This window comes from Pseudomonas sp. 20P_3.2_Bac5, assembly GCF_025466035.1.
In the GTDB taxonomy this organism is placed as follows: Bacteria; Pseudomonadota; Gammaproteobacteria; order Pseudomonadales; family Pseudomonadaceae; genus Aquipseudomonas.
The window spans coordinates 1-18822 of the sequence record NZ_JANLOA010000130.1 but is presented as its reverse complement, the minus strand read 5'-3'; the positions used below and the strand labels follow the sequence as shown (position 1 = coordinate 18822).

The 18822-nt window shown below is 62.6% G+C and carries 17 protein-coding genes; 3 read left to right on the top strand and 14 right to left on the bottom strand.

All coding sequences use genetic code 11. The features are described 5' to 3' along the window. Positions 1-120 precede the first annotated feature (120 nt). The 4 genes from NTD88_RS24855 to NTD88_RS24840 form a co-directional block, all read right to left on the bottom strand. Positions 121-1500, bottom strand: a complete 1380-nt coding sequence (locus NTD88_RS24855) for a M16 family metallopeptidase (protein ID WP_262130792.1) — start codon at positions 1498-1500, stop codon at positions 121-123. A gap of 37 nt (positions 1501-1537) precedes the next feature. Further along, positions 1538-3196: a Na/Pi cotransporter family protein gene (locus NTD88_RS24850; protein ID WP_262156447.1), complete on the bottom strand. Its 1659-nt coding sequence runs from the start codon at positions 3194-3196 to the stop codon at positions 1538-1540. Between the two features lie 227 nt (positions 3197-3423). Next, positions 3424-4200 carry a TerC family protein gene (locus tag NTD88_RS24845; protein WP_095159024.1) on the bottom strand — a complete coding sequence of 259 codons (777 nt, stop codon included), beginning with the start codon at positions 4198-4200 and terminating at the stop codon, positions 3424-3426. A 70-nt stretch (positions 4201-4270) separates the two neighbouring features. Continuing rightward, complete coding sequence (locus tag NTD88_RS24840) at positions 4271-5578, bottom strand: CitMHS family transporter (RefSeq protein ID WP_095159023.1); 1308 nt, start codon at positions 5576-5578, stop codon at positions 4271-4273. Between the two features lie 388 nt (positions 5579-5966). Between NTD88_RS24840 and NTD88_RS24835 the strand changes: the two genes are divergently transcribed. Continuing rightward, positions 5967-6368 (top strand): GFA family protein, encoded by a 402-nt coding sequence (locus NTD88_RS24835; RefSeq protein WP_095159022.1) that lies wholly within the window; start codon positions 5967-5969, stop codon positions 6366-6368. 3 nt (positions 6369-6371) lie between these two features. On the opposite strand, the gene NTD88_RS24830 is transcribed toward NTD88_RS24835, so the two are convergent. The 10 genes from NTD88_RS24830 to NTD88_RS24785 all read right to left on the bottom strand — a co-directional run bounded on the left by NTD88_RS24830 (position 6372) and on the right by NTD88_RS24785 (position 16110). Next, the gene (locus NTD88_RS24830) at positions 6372-8330 is read right to left on the bottom strand and encodes a DUF4105 domain-containing protein (protein WP_262156446.1); all 1959 of its coding nucleotides are present in this window, start codon (positions 8328-8330) and stop codon (positions 6372-6374) included. Next, positions 8327-8647: a DUF2388 domain-containing protein gene (locus tag NTD88_RS24825; RefSeq protein WP_095159020.1), complete on the bottom strand. Its 321-nt coding sequence runs from the start codon at positions 8645-8647 to the stop codon at positions 8327-8329. Before NTD88_RS24825 ends, NTD88_RS24830 begins: the two co-directional genes overlap by 4 nt. A gap of 27 nt (positions 8648-8674) precedes the next feature. Then, positions 8675-8965: a DUF2388 domain-containing protein gene (locus tag NTD88_RS24820; RefSeq protein ID WP_262156445.1), complete on the bottom strand. Its 291-nt coding sequence runs from the start codon at positions 8963-8965 to the stop codon at positions 8675-8677. Positions 8966-9084: 119 nt separating this feature from the next. After that, positions 9085-9402: a DUF2388 domain-containing protein gene (locus tag NTD88_RS24815; protein WP_095159018.1), complete on the bottom strand. Its 318-nt coding sequence runs from the start codon at positions 9400-9402 to the stop codon at positions 9085-9087. Positions 9403-9680: 278 nt separating this feature from the next. Then, positions 9681-9896 carry a DUF1127 domain-containing protein gene (locus NTD88_RS24810; RefSeq protein WP_095159017.1) on the bottom strand — a complete coding sequence of 72 codons (216 nt, stop codon included), beginning with the start codon at positions 9894-9896 and terminating at the stop codon, positions 9681-9683. 319 nt (positions 9897-10215) lie between these two features. Continuing rightward, entirely contained in the window at positions 10216-11709 is a 1494-nt protein-coding gene (locus NTD88_RS24805; protein ID WP_110969943.1) for an acetyl-CoA hydrolase/transferase family protein, read from the bottom strand. 178 nt (positions 11710-11887) lie between these two features. Then, positions 11888-13324 (bottom strand): NAD(P)(+) transhydrogenase (Re/Si-specific) subunit beta, encoded by a 1437-nt coding sequence (locus NTD88_RS24800; protein WP_095159015.1) that lies wholly within the window; start codon positions 13322-13324, stop codon positions 11888-11890. Positions 13325-13326: 2 nt separating this feature from the next. Beyond that, positions 13327-13644 carry an NAD(P) transhydrogenase subunit alpha gene (locus NTD88_RS24795; RefSeq protein WP_009403440.1) on the bottom strand — a complete coding sequence of 106 codons (318 nt, stop codon included), beginning with the start codon at positions 13642-13644 and terminating at the stop codon, positions 13327-13329. Positions 13645-13655: 11 nt separating this feature from the next. Further along, entirely contained in the window at positions 13656-14777 is a 1122-nt protein-coding gene (locus NTD88_RS24790) for a Re/Si-specific NAD(P)(+) transhydrogenase subunit alpha (RefSeq protein ID WP_262156444.1), read from the bottom strand. 406 nt (positions 14778-15183) lie between these two features. Next, entirely contained in the window at positions 15184-16110 is a 927-nt protein-coding gene (locus tag NTD88_RS24785) for a LysR family transcriptional regulator (protein ID WP_262156443.1), read from the bottom strand. Between the two features lie 165 nt (positions 16111-16275). On the opposite strand from NTD88_RS24785, the gene NTD88_RS24780 reads away from it, so the two are divergent. Continuing rightward, complete coding sequence (locus NTD88_RS24780; RefSeq protein ID WP_262156442.1) at positions 16276-17457, top strand: acyl-CoA dehydrogenase; 1182 nt, start codon at positions 16276-16278, stop codon at positions 17455-17457. 14 nt (positions 17458-17471) lie between these two features. Beyond that, positions 17472-18692 (top strand): CaiB/BaiF CoA transferase family protein, encoded by a 1221-nt coding sequence (locus tag NTD88_RS24775; RefSeq protein ID WP_262156441.1) that lies wholly within the window; start codon positions 17472-17474, stop codon positions 18690-18692. Positions 18693-18822 lie beyond the last annotated feature (130 nt).

Genomic DNA, 18822 nt, shown 5'->3' with positions numbered 1-18822 from the left:
ACATTCGCAGAGGGCTGTAAGAAACGGTTACAAGAATACTCCGGTTTGGTCGATTTTGGGGCGGCAGAGCGGCATACAAAGACGCGCGTAGGAGCGAGCTTGCTCGCGATGGGTGCCCGCCTATCCAGCGGACCTGCGCCGATACCAGGCAACCCCGCCACCCACCACCACAACCAACCCCAACACGCCCCACCAGAACAGTTCGTCATACCCCAGCAACGGCTTCTCCACCCGCACATACCCGGTGGTCTTGAACAATTCCCGCATCGCCTGGTTCGCCTCTTCCAGGCTCACCCCGCGCAGGCGCTGTTTCGGGTCGACGAAATGCCCATCGGCATAGGTGTTCAACGCGCCCCAGTAATAGTCCGCCAACGCGCTGTTGCCCTGGGTGGTCCAGGATTCGCGGTCGATGGCCGCCGCCTTGATCCGTTCGAAGGTAGACGGGTCGAGGCCCTCGTCACGCAGGCGCTTGATCAGGTCCTGCATCACCTCTTCCGCTTCTTCGACCTGATCGCGCTCCAGGTCGGCATTCAAGCTGAGCATGCCGCTGTCGCCAAAGGTTTCACGCTGGCTCCACGGTCCGTAGGACAGGCCGTGCTTGAGGCGCAGTTCGCTGTACAGCGCCCAGTCCAGGTAACGCTGGACCAGATCGAGGGTCTGGTCGTGCTCGTTGTCCAGCACCGGCTCCAGGAACAACCAGCTCAGCCGCGCGCCGTTGCCCAGCAGGCCGCGCACCAGCGTGCGGTTTTCCTCAGCCTGCCGGCTAACGCCATCCAGCGCCCGCCGCTCGGCCGGCTCCACGGGCTCCAGCTCAGCCCAGGAGCGCTCGAGATAAGCCGGCAGCAGCCGGTCGAGGCCGCCGACGATGATCAAGGTCATGTTGTTGGCCGCGTACCAGCGCTGGCGAATCTCGTCGACCTGTTCCAGGGTCATGTCGTCCAGATCGGAGCGCTCGGCGCATTTCAGGCCAAGCTCCACCGCCAACTGGTCGCTGGCGCGGTGACCGATGGCCTGACGGTCGAGCCAGCGTTGCAGGTGGGAATAGTGGCCACCGTCTTCGCGCTCGATGATGCGCTTGGACTGCGCCAGCGCGTCGTCATCGAACTGGGTCTGCTGCAGCAAGGCGAGCAGCAGGTCGAGCACTTTGCGTTGGTTGCGGGCCGGCGCTTCGATCACGAAGGTGGTGTCGGCGCTGCTGGTGTAGGCGTTCCATTCCCCGCCGAGGGCCTGAAGGCGTTGTTCCAGGCCGCCTTCGCCGCTGTCGTCAATGCCGCTGAACAGCAAGTGTTCGAGCAGGTGCGGCAGTTCTTGCCGGTCGCAGGGAAAGTCATCGAAACCGATGCCGACCACCAGGCGGATCGACACATGGTCCCGTTCGTAGCCCGGTTTGAGCAGCACTTGCAGGCCGTTGGGCAGCAGATAGCCCTCGACTTGCGTGCGGTCCAGGGCAAAGCCGGGCATGGCGCCCAGCAACAGACAAACGAACATCAGGCAACGCATGCAGGGCTTCCTTGCAGAGTGTCGACGCAGTAAAGGGTCACGGCGAGTGGATCTCGTCCGGCACGGTGTCGATCAGCAAGCCGCCGGTGTCGTGACCACCCAGTACCACATAGGCACTGCTGCAGAACAATGAGTTCAGTCGTTTCATGTCGGCGATCAGTTCCAGGTGCAGCGAGCTGGTCTCGATACTCTGCACCACCTTGCGTTGCAGGCGGCTGACGTGGGCGTGAGCCAGGCGCCGCTCCTGGGCGCGGAAGCGGCGTTTTTCCCGCAGTAGCTGGCGGGCGCTCTCCGGGTCGGCACTGAGGAACACCGACAGCCCCAGGCGCAGGTTGGCCAGCAACTGGCCCTGCAAGCCGGTCAGTTCTTCCAGGCCCACTTCGGAGAACTCGCGGCGCTGCGAGGTCTTCTGCTGCTGGATCTTGCGCAGCATGCGTTCGATCAGGTCGCTGGCCATCTTCAGGTTGATCGCCAGCTCGATGATCTCGGCCCAGCGCTGGCTGTCCTGCTCGCCGAGGTCTTCCCGCGGCATTTGCGCCAGGTACAGTTTGATGGCGTTGTACAGCGACTCGACATCGTCATGCAGGACGCGGATTTCCTGGGTCACCGCGGTCTGGGTGCCGCGCAGCACGCTGTTCATGGCTTCGAGCATGGTGTCCACCAGATCGCCCAGGCGCAGGGTTTCGCGCACGGCGTTGGCCAGGGCCAGGCTGGGTGTGGCGAGGGCGGTCGGGTCGAGGTGGCGCGGGGTGGTGTGGCCGTTGGTTTCCGGGCGTTCGGGCAGCAGCCAGCTGCAGGCCCTGGCCATCAGCTTGACCGTGGGCAGCAGGGTCAGGCAGCGCAGGCTGTTGTAGAGCAGGTGGAAACCGATCACCAGTTCGGCCGGGCTGAACGTCAGGCTGTCCATCCAGGCGACCAGCGGGGTCAGTAGCGGAATGGTCACCAGCAGGCCGATCAGCTTGTACAGCAGGCTGCCCAGCGCCACCTGGCGCCCGGCGCTGTTACGCATGCTGGTGCTGATAAAGGCCAGCAGGCCGCTGCCGATGTTGGCACCGATGACCAGGCCGATGGCGACCGGCAGGCCGATCACCCCGGCGCCGGCCAGGGTGGCGGTCAGCAGCACGGCGGCGAGGCTGGAGTAGGAAATCATGGCGAACATCGCGCCAATCAGGGCATCGAGGAGGATGTCGCCGGTCAGCGAGGCGAACAGGACTTTCACTCCTTGCGCGGTGGTGATGGGCGTCGCCGCCTCGACGATCAATTGCAGCGCCAGGATGATCAGCCCCAGGCCGATGCCCACGCGCCCGAGTTGGCCGGCGCGGGTCTGTTTGCGCGACAGGAAGAAGATCACCCCGAGGAAGATCAGCAGCGGCGACAGCCATGACAAGTCGAGCGTCAGCACCCGCGCCATCAGCGCGGTACCGACGTCGGCGCCGAGCATGATCGCCAGGGCCGGGGTCAGCGCCATCAGGCCCTGGCCGACGAACGAAGTGACCAGCATCGCCGTGGCGTTGCTGCTCTGCACCATGGCGGTGACCAGAATGCCGGCGATGAACGCCAGTGGCCGGCGTGACATGTTCTGGCTGATTACCCGGCGCAGGTTTGAACCATAGACCCGCAGGATGCCGGTACGGACGATGTGTGTGCCCCAGATCAGCAGGGCGACGGCTGACAATAGATTGAGCAGGGTCAGCATGAACGGGCCCCCTGTGTGTCTGCCCCAGCGGGGCCAATGAATGTGCGCGGAGCCTGGCCGTTGGCAACGGCGGTTTTTTCCAGTGCTCACTTAAGCTTTAGTTCGCCAGAGGCCTTGGCGCCAGCAGGGTTGGCGGGTTCTGGCAGATAAAGCCGAGAAACCGCCGCTGTTGCCGCCACAATGAAAAAAGGCCCCGGAAGGGGCCTTGATTCAGCAACTGGCCAGTATTACTGACCCGGGATGTCCTTGCGAAGTTTCACCGGTTCGCTCTGTGCTTCTTTGCGTTTCTTCGCCATCGCCGTGCGCATGCGGATATTGACGGCTTCCACGGCCAGCGAGAAGGCCATGGCGAAGTAGACGTAGCCCTTCGGCACATGCACGTCGAAGGCTTCGGCGATCAGCACGGTACCGACCACCATCAGGAACGACAGCGCGAGCATTTTCAGCGACGGGTGCTTGTCGATGAAATCGCTGATGGTCTTGGCGCAGAGCATCATCACCAGTACGGCGATGATGATTGCCGCGACCATGACCGGCACGTGGGACACCATGCCAACCGCGGTGATCACCGAGTCCAGGGAGAACACGATGTCGATGATGGCGATCTGGATGATGGTGTACAGGAACTTGCCGCCGGCGCTCGTCGTAGTCTCGTCGGCGCTTTCGTCTTCGCCCTCGAGGCCGTGGTAGATCTCCTGGGAGCTTTTCCACAGCAGGAACAGGCCACCGAAGAACAGGATCAGGTCACGGCCGGAAATGCCCTGGCCGAAGACTTCGAACAGGTCGGCGGTGAGGCGCATGACCCAGGTGATCGACAGCAGCAACATAATGCGGGTGACCATCGCCAGGGCGAGGCCGAAGATCCGGGTGCGCTGCTGCATGTGCTTGGGCATGCGGCTGACCAGGATCGAGATCATGATGATGTTGTCGATCCCGAGCACGATTTCGAGTGCGGTCAGGGTGAAAAGGGCAACCCAGATTTCCGGGTTGGTCAGCCATTCCATGTTTGTTCCTTCAGGTGTATGACGTTGCGCGCCGGATCAGGCGCGCAAACGGGTTGGGTGGATCTGTTTACTAGAGGCTACTGAACAGCGGGAAAATTCCCATGAGCAGCGCGGCGAGCATTATGCATAGGCAGACTAGCACTGCCCACTTCAGGGTAAAGCGCTGGTGGTCGCCGAACTCGATGCCGGCCAGGGCGACCAGCAGGTAGGTCGACGGCACCAGCGGGCTGAGCAGGTGAACCGGCTGTCCGACGATCGAGGCGCGGGCCATTTCCACTGGCGAAATGCCGTAGTGGCTGGCGGCTTCCGAGAGTACCGGCAGCACGCCGTAGTAGAAGGCGTCGTTGGACATGAAGAAGGTGAACGGCATGCTCACGATCGCGGTGATCACCGCCAGGTACGGGCCCAGCGCGTCCGGGATCACGGCCAGCAGGCTCTTGGACATGGCCTCGACCATGCCGGTGCCGGACAGGATGCCGGTGAAGATACCGGCGGCGAAGATCAGCCCGGTTACCGCCAATACGCTGCCGGCGTGGGCGGCGATGCGGTCTTTCTGCTGTTGCAGGCATGGGTAGTTGACGATCATCGCGATACTGAAGGCGATCATGAACAGCACTGGCAGCGGCAGCAGGCCGGCGATCAGCGCGACCATCAGCGCGGCGGTCAGGGCGCCGTTGAACCACAGCAGTTTCGGGCGGCGGGCGTCCGGGTATTGGGAAACGGTGATTTCGCTGTGGTCTATCTCGTCACCCGGCAGGTGCAACTCGCCGAGACGGGCGCGCTCGCGCTTGCCGTACATGTAGGCGATGGCCAGGATCGCCACGACACCGGCGAGCATGGCCGGGATCATCGGCACGAAGATGTCCGAAGGGTCCACATGCAGCGCGCTGGCGGCACGGGCGGTCGGGCCGCCCCACGGGGTCATGTTCATCACCCCGCCGGCGAGGATGATCAGGCCGGCCATGATCCGCGGGCTCATGCCCAGGCGGCTGTACAGCGGCAACATCGCGGCGCAGCAGATCATGTAGGTGGTGGCGCCGTCACCGTCGAGCGAGACGACCAGGGCCAGCACCGCGGTGCCGACCGAGACTTTCAGCGGGTCGCCCTTGACCAGCTTGAGGATCTTGCGCACGGCCGGGTCGAACAGGCCGGAGTCGATCATCAGGGCGAAATAGAGAATGGCGAACATCAGCATCACGCCGGTTGGGGCGAGCTTGCTGATGCCTTCCAGCATCATCGGGCCGATCTTGCTGGAAAAGCCGCCGAACAGGGCGAACAGGATCGGTACCAGGATCAGCGCGATCAAGGCCGACAGGCGCTTGGTCATGATCAGGTACATGAAGGTGATGACCATGGCGAAGCCGAGGAAGGTCAGCATGGGGGTACTCCAGGCGTAGTGCGTCGGGACGGGACGTGACGGACGGATCAGCGGGCGAGGCGCTGTGTCTGGAGTAGCGGGGGGAAATCAGGGCGCAGGAAGGTACGGAAGGACATCAGAATCACCATTGTTCTTGTTGATTGGGCCGGGCTCGGTAAATCGGATGCCCTGGCGCGCCGGTCGCTATGCCGGTGGTGAGGCGATGCTAAGGGGCTAAGCTTTCAGCCAGCTTTCGAGGGTTGAAAGGTGACGAGAGGTATTTTTCGGGACTGCCTTCGCGAGCAAGCTCGCGCCTACAAGGCAATGGTTACCCTGTAGGAGCGAGCTCGCTCGCGATGAGGCCCCAAGAACCACGGCTGAATCTGCATCAACAAGGAGTGCTGAACAAATGACTCAATTCCACGAGGGCGGCTGCCACTGCGGCGCCCTGCGCTACCGGGCCGAAGGCCCGCTCACCGATGTCGCCCACTGTCATTGCTCGATCTGCCGACGGGTCACCGGCGGTTTGCTGGTCACCTGGGTCACCGTGCCCTGCGGTGGCTTCCAGTGGTTGACCGGAACCCCGCAGCGCTACGATTCGTCCGCCAGTTGCGTGCGTTATTTCTGCAGCCGTTGTGGCGCGCATCTGGCCCTGACCACCGACCTGAGCCCGGAAACCATCGATATCACCGTCACCACGCTGGATGATCCGGAATCCGTGCCGCCAAACCGGCATATCTGGACCGAGAGCCGCTTGCCCTGGCTGCACCTGGACGAACAGTTGCCCAGCGAGCGGCACGAATCACTCTGAGGCCTAAGGCAGTTCTAGCCCGCCCGCGGCCTTGTGCAAGGCCCGCAGGTGCTCGCCGAGCTGTTTGATATTGGCCTCCACCGCTTTGATCTGCGCCGCCCGCTCCGGCCCGAGCAAGGCGCGCACTTCCGTGTCCAGGTCCACGCTCAACGCCTGCAACTGTTGCTGGCGCTGGCTGCTGCTCTGCTCCAGTTGCTGGCGCTCGGCGGGCTGCGGCAGGCCATAGCCGCCCTCCCCCAGCAATTCCGCCGGTTTGCTCAGGAAGCCACTGTTGGCGAGGATCTGCTGCAAGGTGTTGTTGGCCTTGGCCACGCTGCCGTCCTCCAGCGCGCGCCCGGTCAGGTAGCGTTGCTTGACCTCGTCCTGGGCCAGCAGCAACTGCCGGCGCAGTCCGGCCTGTTCCAGCAGCAGCAAGGCGGCGCTGGTGCGCAGGTCGGCGCGGTCGAACCACGGGCGACGCTGTTCGGCGCTCTGTTCCAGCCAGCTTTCGACGCTGTCGGCGGGGACCGGCAACTGCTTCTTGAGAATCTGGAACATCGCCTGGTAGCGATCACGGTAGGAATCAAAGCGATAGCCCAGGCGCAGCGCCTCGCGCGGGTCGTCCAGCACGCTGGTATCCGCCAGACCGCGGCCCTTGAGCACTTCCAGCAGGCCGTTGGGCATGATGTTGTCGAGGCTGGTCAGGCGTGGGTTGGCGGTGCCGCTGCGCAGCAACTTGAGGGTTTCCACCGCGCAGTTGTTGGAGAGGAAGAAGTAGTTGCCGTCGTAGCTCCAGTGCATCTCCAGTGCCTGACGCACCAGGGCCTCGAGCTCCTCGCGGGACAGCTTCAGCGGGATCGACGCGAGGCTGCGCAGCTCGGTCTTGGTGTATTCATCGATGACCTGGCCCAGCGGCAGTACGAACAGTCGCGACGGGTAGGCACCGACCAGGCCATCCCAACTGGACAGTTGCACATCGTTGACGAACGCCCGATACGACAGCACCAGATGCTGGTCCAGATCGAGACGGCAGTCCGGCCCGCGTGGCCGGCCAGGGGCGCAGATCACCAGGCGCAGCATGCTGTGGCCCCAGCGGCTGACCCAGTTCTGGTTGGCTTCGGCCAGCAGGTAATCGACCGCATAGACGCGCTCCGGGTCGATCTGCCCCAGCGGTTGCTTGGCGAAATCGTTGCCGGCATTGAGGAACGGCAGCGCCGGCTCGCAGGCCGGATGCGCCGGCGCCCAGCCGAAGTGCTTGCTCAGGTAAGCCTGCAAGGCCGGGCGGCGGCAGGCATAGCTCGGGTCGAGGAGGAAGTACTCCATGTTGACCGCGATGAATTCCTTGGGGCTGCTCAGCTCATAGCTGTCCGGGCTGCGGGCGATCTGGCGATTGTGCTGCTCGCGTTCGCCGCGACGGCCAACGTATTGCGGCCAGCCGGCAAGGTCGAGCAGGCGCGGATCATCGCTGAGGGTAAAGCGGCGTTCGGGCTGGCCGCGGCATTCATCACGCAGCCCCACCTTGCCCTGGCTGTCGTTCTGGCGTTTGCACTGGAAGATCAGCCGCCGCTCGTCGTTGGGCCAAAGCCGGGCACGGTCGTAGATATGGGTGGTTTCGTGGAGGACGGTGGCCAGCAATTCCTGGCGCACGGTGCCATGGGGGCGACCGGTCTTCTGTGTGACGGCACTGCCGTCGGTGAGGCTGGGCAGCAGGCGGCGATTGAGCGCCAGTGTGGACACCAGCGAGGCCTGGCCGTAGGCGTCTTCGGGCATGCGCGCGTCCCAACTGACCGTGATGGTGCGGTCGAGGCGGGTCTTGAAGCTGGGCGGAAGCTTCTCCATCGCTTCATCCAGCAGCGCCTGGGTGGCCTGGCGCTGGGATGAAGTCAGGCTGTCGTCCTGCAACACCAGTTCCAGGTCGGCCAACGCGGGGACGCTGAACAGTGCCAGTGCACCGCTCAGCAGCCAGTTACGCAGGGATTTCACAGGGCCAGGATGGCTTCGGCCAGGACCTGATCACTGGCCTGGCGCGCTTCCGGGACGCGTTGGCGCAGGGTGTCGAAAGCGGCTTCCAGTTGCGCGCCACGGATGTCGCCGTTGCTGGCGACGAAGCTGGCGGCATCGTCGCGGGCTTCGCGGACGACTTTCGAGTCGCGGATCGAGGTGGTGGTGTCAGAGGTAAAATCGATCGAACGGCCAAAGGCGCGGACGATGATGTTGCTGGTGGCGACCACGGTGTGTGCCTGGGCTACGTCGGCCAGCAGCAGGAAGCCGAGGGTGGCGGCAATCAGCGGATTACGCATGGAACATCTCCGGAAAAACAGGTGTGGTCATTGGACGAGAATTGCCTGCGCCAGTTCAAGGTCGCCAGCATGAAGTTCGGGGTTTTCATGGCGCAATCGCTGGATGACCGCCTCCAGCCGTGCGCCGCGCAACTGGCCGTCGCTGGCAATGAAGGCCGCGGCGTCATCGCGGGCGGCCCTGACCCACTTGCGGTCGAACGGCGCGGTCGTCACCTGGCTGGTGGCGTAGCCGCTGACGACGAGTGTGGCAGTGGTCATATCGAAGGCCAGGGCGGTGCCGGGCCCGAACAGCACAAGCAGCAATGGCAAATAACGCATGGGGAAACAGTGCCTCCGGAATCGAGGCGGCAAAGGCTATCCCAATGTGCAAGCCCGGGCCAGAGCGGTCGGCCCGGGTGTTTTGCCTGGTGTTTCGAGGGCGGACGACCCGTGTCGGATCAGATCGCCAGAATCGCCTGGGCCAGTTGTGCGTCGCTGGCCTGCAGCATTGGCTGTTGCTGGCGGATGTGGATGAAGGCGCTTTCCAGCTTCGCGCCACGGATGTCGCCGTTGCTGGCGACGAAGCTTGCGGCGTCGTCACGCGCGGCGCGGACGATCTTGTCGTCGCGGAACGAGGAGGACACATCGGAAGTGGCATCGGTGGAAGCGGCCACGGCACCTACAACGGCGTCGGTGGTGACAACGAAGCTGGTGGCCTGGGCAGTCGAGGCCAGGGCCAGCAAGACGGCGGCGCCCAGCAAGCGGGTACGGAACATGGTCGATCTCCTGAGTAGGGCTTTGGTCATCTGAATGTCAGACGCGCGCTCAGCTTATTGCGTTACGGGTGAGTCAAGCTGCGTGAAGCAAGCGTAACACGGGGTAAGCGAAACGGCGTCGGATGTAACTGTTATGGTCTTTTTTTGCTTTGTGGAAATTGTACTGCTCGTGGAGCTAGGCGCTCTATTTCGCACCTTCCAGAACGAAAAAACCCGTCAGCAGTTACCTGCGACGGGTTTCTCGGAATTCGGTGCCGGCCTTGGCCGGCGCTCCTGGCTTAACGCCAGAAAGGCTTGCTCAGCTCTTCGTAGCGCTGTGCTTCGCTGATACCGGCGTCGGCCAGCAGGCGGGCATCCAGACGGGCCAGTTGATGGCGGCTGGAGATGCGGCGCTGCCACAGCATCAGGTTAGCCAGCAGGCGCAGAGGCAGAGCGGCTTGGGATTGTTGAGCGTTGTTTTCGAAAATCAGATCGGAACTGAGGGTACGTTCCATGATGTCTTCCTTCCGCTTATGGCGGCATTGGCTAGTGGTTTAACTGATGCCAATGATCCTCCTCCGCCGTCCATAACAGTAGATACAGTTCACCTTGATTGTGAGGGTCCAGTTAACTGTTTAAGGGTGCTGTTGCACTCAAAATACGCGCAACTGTACTGGTCTGCGCACTTTTGGTGCATTTATAGTCAAGGGGAGGGTCGTGAGGTGGAAAAGCTGTGGGATATTACCGGTACAGTAGAACAGTTTTTGTGGATTTGAATGAGGCAACTGTACAGCCGGTGCGCATTGCGCGTCACCGGCTGCCAACTGTCATGGATCAACCGGCGAGCATGCGACCGGTTTCTTCCAGGTTTTCGTGCCAGGCCAGGGCCTCACGCAGGATGTGCGGGGTATGACCGCCACGCTCGCACGCGCGGGTGAAGTAGTCGTTCAGAGCCTCGCGGTAATCCGGGTGCACACAGTTGTCGATGATTACCCGGGCTCGCTCGCGTGGCGCCAGGCCGCGCAGGTCGGCCAGACCCTGCTCGGTCACCAGGATGTCGACGTCATGCTCGGTATGGTCCACATGGCTGACCATCGGAACGACGCTGGAAATTGCGCCGCCCTTGGCGATCGACTTGGTGACGAAGATGGCCAGGTGCGCGTTGCGGGCGAAGTCGCCCGAGCCGCCAATGCCGTTCATCATCCGCGTGCCGCAGACGTGGGTGGAGTTGACGTTGCCGTACAGGTCGAACTCCAGCGCGGTGTTGATGCCGATGATGCCCAGGCGACGGACCACTTCAGGGTGGTTGGAGATTTCCTGCGGACGCAGCACCAGCTTGTCCTTGTAGCGCTCCAGGTTGCCGAATACGTCGGCGTTGCGGCGGCTCGACAGGGTGATCGAACTGCCCGAGGCGAAGCTCAGCTTGCCGGCGTCGATCAGGTCGAAGGTCGAGTCCTGCAGCACTTCGGAGTACATGGTCAGGTCTTCGAACGGCGACTCGATCAGGCCGCACATCACCGCGTTGGCGATGTTGCCGATACCGGCCTGCAGCGGGCCGAGCTTGTTGGTCATGCGGCCAGCATCGACTTCCTGTTTGAGGAAGTTGATCAGGTGGTTGGCAATGCCCTGGGTTTCTTCATCCGGCGGCAGCACGGTGGACGGCGAGTCGGACTGGTTGGTGATGACGATGCCGACGATCTTCGCCGGGTCGATCGGGATCGCGGTGCTGCCGATGCGGTCGTCGACCTTGACCAGCGGAATTGGCGTGCGGGTCGGGCGGTAGGTCGGGATATAGATGTCGTGCAGGCCTTCGAGGTTGGCGTTGTGCGCCATGTTGATCTCGATGATCACTTGCTTGGCGAAGATCGCGAAGCTGGCCGAGTTGCCCACGGAAGTGGTCGGCACGATGTGGCCTTGCTCGGTGATCGCCACGGCTTCGATGACGGCGATGTCCGGCAGCTTGAGCTGGGCGTTGCGCAGTTGCTCGACGGTTTCCGACAGGTGCTGGTCGATGAACATCACCTTGCCTTCGTTGATGGCCTTGCGCAGGGTGCTGTCGACCTGGAACGGCATGCGCCGGGCCAATACGCCGGCTTCGGTCAGTTGCTTGTCCAGGTCATTGCCCAAGCTGGCGCCGGTCATCAGGCTGATTTTCAGCGGCGACTGCTTGGCCCGTTCGGCCAGCGCGTGGGGAACGGCCTTGGCTTCACCGGCACGGGTGAAACCGCTCATGCCGACGGTCATGCCATCCTGGATCAGGGCGGCGGCGTCTTCCGCGCTCATGACTTTACTGTGCAGCGAGGACAAGCGAATGCGATCACGGTACATGGATTGTTATCTCGGGCTACTGAAGCTAGATGCGCAGTCTAGTGATTTCGCAAATGTTCGTCGCGCGACCAAGGTCGTAGGCGACGCCCGGAAATAGAGCCTTCCGTCGGCGGGCCGGGGACGAAAAAGCCCCAGGCGTTACCGCGCTGGGGCTTTTTGTCACAGTACCGCGAGGGGCTTATTCCACCGCTTTGACCATGTCCTCGATGACCTTCTTGGCGTCGCCAAAGACCATCATGGTCTTGTCGAGGTAGAACAGTTCGTTGTCCAGGCCGGCATAGCCGCTGGCCATCGAGCGTTTGTTGACGATGATGGTCTTGGCCTTGAAGGCTTCCAGGATCGGCATGCCGGCGATCGGCGACTTCGGATCGTTCTTCGCCGCCGGGTTGACCACGTCGTTGGCGCCGAGCACCAGCACCACGTCGGCCTGGCCGAACTCGGAGTTGATGTCCTCCATCTCGAACACCTGGTCATACGGCACTTCGGCTTCCGCCAGCAGCACGTTCATATGGCCGGGCATACGGCCCGCCACCGGGTGGATCGCGTACTTCACGGTCACGCCGTTGTGGGTCAGCTTCTCGGTCAGTTCCTTCAGCGCGTGCTGGGCACGGGCCACCGCCAGGCCGTAGCCGGGAACGATGATCACGGTGTCGGCGTTGCTCAGCAGGAAGGTCGCGTCGTCGGCCGAACCGGACTTCACCGGACGGGCCTCCTGCGCGCCCGCCGGGCCGCCGGCATCTGCTGCACCACCGAAACCGCCGAGGATTACATTAAAGAAGGAACGGTTCATCGCCTTGCACATGATGTACGAGAGGATCGCACCGGACGAACCCACCAGGGAGCCTGCGATGATCAGCATCGAGTTGTTCAGCGAGAAGCCGATACCGGCGGCCGCCCAGCCCGAATAGCTGTTGAGCATCGACACCACCACCGGCATGTCCGCGCCGCCGATCGGGATGATGATCAGCACGCCCATGACGAACGCCAGGGCCAGCATGACTGCGAAGGCAGTGAGGTTGCCGGTGAAGGTGAACACCAGGCCCAGGCCGATGGTGGCCAGGCCGAGCACCAGATTGAGCTTGTGCTGGCCGGCGAACTGTACCGGTGCGCCCTGGAACAGGCGGAACTTGTACTTGCCCGAGAGCTTGCCGAAGGCGATGACCGAACCGGAGAAGGTGACCGCACCGATGGCCGCGCCAAGGAACAGCTCCAGGCGGTTACCGGCGGGGATCGGGTCGCTGATGCTGCTGACGATGCCCAGCGATTGCGGCTCGACCACCGCGGCGATGGCGATGAATACCGCCGCCAGGCCGATCATGCTGTGCATGAACGCCACCAGCTCCGGCATCTTGGTCATTTCAACGCGCTTGGCCATGATCGCGCCGGCGCTGCCACCGACCAGCAGGCCGACCAGCACGTAGGCGATGCCGTCGGTGGCCAGCTCGGCGCCAAGCTTGTAGATCAGGCCGACGGTGGTGACCACCGCCAGCGCCATGCCGAGCATGCCGAACAGGTTGCCGCGGCGGGACGTGGTCGGGTGCGACAGGCCTTTCAGGGCCTGGATGAAGCACACCGAAGCGACCAGGTAGAGAAGAGTTACCAGGTTCATGCTCATTTTTACTTCTGCCCCTCAGCCTTCGCGGCCTTCTTCTTGAACATCTCCAGCATGCGCCGGGTGACGAGGAATCCACCGAATACGTTCACCGCTGCCAGGGCGACCGCGAGGGTGCCCATGACCTTGCCCAGCGGGGTGACGGTCAGGGCGGCGGCGAGCATGGCGCCGACGATGACGATGGCGGAGATGGCGTTGGTGACCGCCATCAGCGGGGTGTGCAGCGCGGGCGTGACGTTCCAGACCACGTGGTAACCGACATAGATCGCCAGCACGAAGATGATCAGGTTATAGACGCCGTGAGAGATCAGCATGTCTTCCATTGTCTGGCTCCTTATCCGTTCTTGCGGATGACCTGGCCGTCGCGGCACATCAGGCACGCGGCGACGATGTCGTCTTCGAGGTTGATCGTCAGCGCGCCGTCTTTGTCGAGCAGCAGCTTCATGAAGTCCAGCAGGTTGCGGGCGTACAGCGCCGACGCATCGGCACCGACCTGCGCGGGCAGGTTGGTCGGGCCGACGATGGTGACGCCGTTCACCTGTACCACCTGGTCGGCGACGGTCAGCGGGCAGTTACCGCCCTGGGCCGCGGCGAGGTCGATGACCACCGAACCTGGCTTCATTTGCGCCACGGTCTCGGCGCTGAGCAGCGTCGGTGCCTTGCGGCCCGGGATCAGCGCGGTGGTGATGACGATATCGGCCTGCTTCGCGCGTTCGTGTACGGCTTGCGCCTGACGCTGCATCCAGCTGGCTGGCATTGGTCGGGCATAGCCGCCGACGCCTACGGCGCATTCGCGTTCTTCGTCGGTTTCATACGGCACATCAAGGAACTTCGCACCGAGCGATTCGATTTGCTCCTTCACCGCCGGACGCACGTCCGAGGCTTCGATCACTGCACCCAGGCGCTTGGCCGTGGCAATGGCCTGCAGGCCGGCCACACCGGCACCGAGAATCAGCACGCGGGCGGCTTTCACCGTACCGGCGGCGGTCATCAGCATCGGCATGAAGCGTGGATAGTGGTGAGCGGCGAGCAACACAGCCTTGTAGCCGGCGATGTTGGCCTGCGAGGACAGCACGTCCAGGCTCTGGGCCCGGGAAGTGCGCGGCGCGGCTTCGAGGGCGAAGGCGGTAATGCCGCATTCGGCCATCTTGGCGATGAGTTCGTTGTTGAACGGGTTGAGCATGCCCGCGAGCACGGTACCGCTCTTGATCTGGCCCAGTTCGCTGTCGTCGGGCGCTACAACTTTCAGGACAAGCTGCGCGCCAAACGCATCGGCGGCGCTTCCCATGACGGCGCCGGCAGCCTCATAGGCACTGTCCGGGATGCTGGCGTTGAGGCCGGCTCCGCGTTGCACAGTGACCTGATGACCCTGTCCCACCAGTTTCTTGATGGTTTCGGGAGTGGCAGCGACCCGTGTTTCGCCCGTCTGCGTTTCGAGAGGAACACCAATGTGCACGTCGTATTCTCCTGCGTGATCTTTTGTAGTTGAACCAGCGCACTACGGATGGTGCGTCTGGGCGGCCGATCAGCACGATCCCGCCTGAACGAGGCGGGGCGCGGCATTTTGCAAGCGATCCTTAATCGCTTCAATGGGTTCTGAATGGAAACGACAAACAAACTACAAGTCACCCTGTGACCGTATGTCGCAACGATTCGGCTCCAGCCCGTCAAATACGGGCTTTAGCGACATTAAAAGAAAAATTAAAAATTTTCTGACAATTTTCATGTGGGCCACGAAAAACGTCGTTTGAATGGCAGGAAAGCCCCGAAAACAGTGGGGTTTGACGGGGTTTTTAACGTGACTGAAACAGTTGTCGCCTATGCGACATTTCCATACATCTGTAGGGCTTCATTTTTATTGACTACTGGGTCAGTAATCCTGTTTTGTCCTTGTGGGCCGCGGCGTAGCGCTGAGCCTCGCCCACCAGCCAGTCGCGAAAAGCACGCAAGGAAGCCGATTCCACCTTCCTTTCCGGGATCATCAGGTAATACGCCTTGATGCTGGACAACGCGTGCGGGTTGGCGATCACCAGGCGGCCCTCCCCCAGTTCGCGTTGGATCAGGAAGGGTGGAATCAGCGCCACACCCATCTCATGCATCGCTGCCTGGGCCAACATCGAGAATAGTTCATAGCGTGGGCCTGTCATGTCCCGGGCGACATTCATGTCCACACTGTCGAACCACTGGCGCCATGCGTAGGGCCGGGTGGTCTGCTGCAGCAAGGGCAGTTGCGCGACGGCCTGGGGCCCCAGATGTGGGTGCTGGCCCAGCAGCGCAGGGCTGCACACCGGCACCGGGTTTTCTCCCATGAGGCGGTGGGATTGCGTACCGGACCAGTCGGCATCGCCAAAGTAGATCGCGGCATCGAAATGGGTGTCGGCAAACAGGAAGGGCCGCGTCCGGTTCGTGAGGTTGACCGTCACCTCCGGGTGGCGCTGCTGGAAGTCCTTCAGTCGCGGCAACAACCATTGCGTGCCAAAGGTCGGCACGACCGCCAGCTCGATCACGTTGGCACCTTGCTGGCCCATCACCGACAGGGTGTCGCGCTCCACCGCATCCAGTTGTGTCGCCACTCGCCGGCTGTAGGACAAACCCGCTTCAGTGAGCTTCACCCCGCGCCGCGAACGGCGGAACAGTTCGACATTGAGGAACTCCTCCAGGCCACCGATCTGTCGGCAGACGGCGCCTTGGGTGAGTGACAGTTCCTGCGCCGCCTTGGTGAAGCTCTCGTGGCGGGCCGCGGCCTCGAAGCAGACGAGGGCCGTAGTGCTGGGGATCTTGCGCCGCATATACGTCAACCTCACTAATCAGCGGTGGAAATGGCCTCCCAGCCTGCCACGGAGTGAGAAAACATCACAAGAGTATGCGCAATCCTCGTTTGTCGCCCTGCCCGTTCAGGCCTAGGATCAATGCACGACAAAAACATCTCCCTTCCCTACTTCGAGGACTCCCTCATGGCCGGCAAAGCAAGCTTCAACTGGATCGATCCGCTGCTGCTCGATCAGCAGCTCACCGAAGAAGAGCGCATGGTGCGTGAAAGCGCTTTCCACTTCGCCCAGGACAAGCTGGCGCCACGCGTGCTGGAAGCCTTCCGTCATGAACAGACCGATCCTGCGATCTTCCGCGAAATGGGCGAAGTCGGCCTGTTGGGTGCGACCATCCCCGAGCAGTACGGCGGCAGTGGCCTGAGCTACGTGTGCTACGGCCTGATCGCGCGTGAAGTGGAGCGTATCGATTCCGGCTACCGCTCGATGATGAGCGTGCAGTCCTCGCTGGTGATGGTGCCGATCAATGAGTACGGTACTGAAGCACAGAAACAGAAATACCTGCCCAAGCTGGCCAGCGGTGAATGGATTGGCTGCTTCGGCCTGACCGAACCGAACCACGGCTCCGACCCAGGCTCGATGATTACCCGGGCGAAGAAAGTCGACGGCGGCTATCGCCTGAGCGGCAGCAAAATGTGGATCACCAACAGCCCGATCGCCGACGTGTTCGTGGTCTGGGGGAAGGACGATGCCGGCGATATCCGTGGATTCGTCCTGGAGAAAGGCTGGCAAGGTCTGAGCGCGCCAGCGATTCACGGCAAGGTTGGCCTGCGGGCGTCGATCACCGGTGAGATCGTCATGGACAACGTGTTCGTGCCGGAAGAGAACATCTTCCCGGACGTGCGCGGCCTGAAAGGTCCGTTCACCTGCCTGAACTCGGCGCGCTACGGCATTTCCTGGGGCGCCCTGGGTGCCGCCGAAGCTTGCTGGCACACGGCTCGCCAATACACCCTGGATCGTCAGCAGTTCGGTCGCCCGCTGGCAGCCAACCAACTGATCCAGAAAAAACTGGCCGACATGCAGACCGAAATCACGCTGGGCCTGCAAGGCTGCCTGCGTCTGGGCCGCATGAAAGACGAAGGTACCGCTGCGGTGGAGATTACCTCGATCATGAAGCGCAACTCCTGCGGCAAAGCGCTGGAGATTGCCCGTCTGGCGCGGGACATGCTGGGCGGCAACGGCATCTCCGACGAGTTCGGTGTTGCCCGTCACCTGGTCAACCTCGAAGTGGTCAACACCTACGAGGGTACCCATGACGTGCACGCGCTGATCCTCGGTCGCGCACAAACCGGTATCCAGGCCTTCTATTAATAAGGAGCCAGCCCATGGGCGCGCTTTCTCATTTGCGGGTGCTGGATCTGTCCCGGGTGTTGGCCGGGCCATGGGCCGGCCAGATCCTCGCGGACCTGGGGGCGGAGGTAATAAAGGTCGAGCGTCCGGGTGCGGGCGATGACACCCGGGCCTGGGGCCCGCCCTTCCTCAAGGACGTCAACGGCGAGAACACCAGCGAAGCGGCTTACTACCTGTCCGCCAACCGTAACAAGCACTCGGTGACCATCGACTTCACCCAGCCAGAGGGTCAGCGCCTGGTGCGCGAGCTAGCAGCGAAGTCCGATATCGTCATCGAGAACTTCAAGGTGGGCGGGCTGAAAGCCTATGGGCTGGATCATGAAAGCCTGCGTCAGGTGAACCCGCAGCTTATCTATTGCTCGATCACCGGCTTCGGCCAGACCGGGCCGTATGCCAAGCGCGCCGGTTACGACTTCATGATTCAGGGCCTGGGCGGGCTGATGAGCCTGACCGGGCGCCCCGAGGGCGAAGATGGCGCCGGGCCGGTGAAGGTCGGCGTAGCGCTGACGGACATCCTCACCGGGCTGTATTCCACGGTCGCCATCCTGGCCGCCCTCGCCCACCGCGATCAGCATGGCGGCGGGCAGCACATCGATATGGCGTTGCTGGATGTGCAGGTGGCTTGTCTGGCCAACCAGGCAATGAACTACCTCACCACGGGTACGCCTCCGCAGCGGCTGGGTAACGCACACCCGAACATCGTGCCTTATCAGGACTTTCCCACGGCAGATGGAGACTTCATCCTGACGGTGGGTAATGACGGCCAATTCCGCAAGTTTGCTGAGGTTGCGGGTCAGCCTCAGTGGGCGGACGATCCGCGTTTCGCTACCAACAAGCTGCGGGTAGCCAACCGCGCCGAGCTGATCCCGCTGATTCGCCAGGCCACGGTGTTCAAGACTACGGCCGAGTGGGTTAGTCAGTTGGAGCAGGCAGGTGTCCCTTGTGGTCCGATCAACGACCTGGCGCAGATGTTCGCGGACCCGCAAGTGAAGGCTCGAGGTCTGGCCATCGATATCCCTCATTCGTTGGGGGGCAGCGTTCCGCAGGTGGCCAGTCCTATTCGACTGTCCGAGACACCGGTGGAGTACCGCAATGCTCCGCCGCTGTTGGGCGAACATACCGAGCAGGTCCTGAGCAGCGTATTGGGGCTGGGGGCGGACGATATCCTGCGTTTGCGCGAGGCCAAGGTTCTTTAAGGCAGCGCTTCTATATATAGAAGCAATAAAACGGGGCCTCAAAAGCTGATTTGGATCAATTTCAAATTAGTTCTTGACGCCCCGTTTTATCTGTCTATAATTCGCCCCACTTCCGGCGCAGTCGAAACGG

What these genes read in the sequence shown, in the direction of transcription:
- NTD88_RS24820 (WP_262156445.1), bottom strand. Translation starts at nt 8,965, where the DNA reads ATGCGTTATTTGCCATTGCTGCTTGTGCTGTTCGGGCCCGGCACCGCC.
- NTD88_RS24845 (WP_095159024.1), bottom strand. Translation starts at nt 4,200, where the DNA reads ATGGAATGGCTGACCAACCCGGAAATCTGGGTTGCCCTTTTCACCCTG.
- NTD88_RS24795 (WP_009403440.1), bottom strand. Translation starts at nt 13,644, where the DNA reads ATGGAAGACATGCTGATCTCTCACGGCGTCTATAACCTGATCATCTTC.
- NTD88_RS24775 (WP_262156441.1), top strand. Translation starts at nt 17,472, where the DNA reads ATGGGCGCGCTTTCTCATTTGCGGGTGCTGGATCTGTCCCGGGTGTTG.
- NTD88_RS24850 (WP_262156447.1), bottom strand. Translation starts at nt 3,196, where the DNA reads ATGCTGACCCTGCTCAATCTATTGTCAGCCGTCGCCCTGCTGATCTGG.
- NTD88_RS24800 (WP_095159015.1), bottom strand. Translation starts at nt 13,324, where the DNA reads ATGAGCATGAACCTGGTAACTCTTCTCTACCTGGTCGCTTCGGTGTGC.
- NTD88_RS24780 (WP_262156442.1), top strand. Translation starts at nt 16,276, where the DNA reads ATGGCCGGCAAAGCAAGCTTCAACTGGATCGATCCGCTGCTGCTCGAT.
- NTD88_RS24805 (WP_110969943.1), bottom strand. Translation starts at nt 11,709, where the DNA reads ATGTACCGTGATCGCATTCGCTTGTCCTCGCTGCACAGTAAAGTCATG.
- NTD88_RS24785 (WP_262156443.1), bottom strand. Translation starts at nt 16,110, where the DNA reads ATGCGGCGCAAGATCCCCAGCACTACGGCCCTCGTCTGCTTCGAGGCC.
- NTD88_RS24810 (WP_095159017.1), bottom strand. Translation starts at nt 9,896, where the DNA reads ATGGAACGTACCCTCAGTTCCGATCTGATTTTCGAAAACAACGCTCAA.
- NTD88_RS24840 (WP_095159023.1), bottom strand. Translation starts at nt 5,578, where the DNA reads ATGCTGACCTTCCTCGGCTTCGCCATGGTCATCACCTTCATGTACCTG.
- NTD88_RS24815 (WP_095159018.1), bottom strand. Translation starts at nt 9,402, where the DNA reads ATGTTCCGTACCCGCTTGCTGGGCGCCGCCGTCTTGCTGGCCCTGGCC.
- NTD88_RS24855 (WP_262130792.1), bottom strand. Translation starts at nt 1,500, where the DNA reads ATGCGTTGCCTGATGTTCGTTTGTCTGTTGCTGGGCGCCATGCCCGGC.
- NTD88_RS24835 (WP_095159022.1), top strand. Translation starts at nt 5,967, where the DNA reads ATGACTCAATTCCACGAGGGCGGCTGCCACTGCGGCGCCCTGCGCTAC.
- NTD88_RS24825 (WP_095159020.1), bottom strand. Translation starts at nt 8,647, where the DNA reads ATGCGTAATCCGCTGATTGCCGCCACCCTCGGCTTCCTGCTGCTGGCC.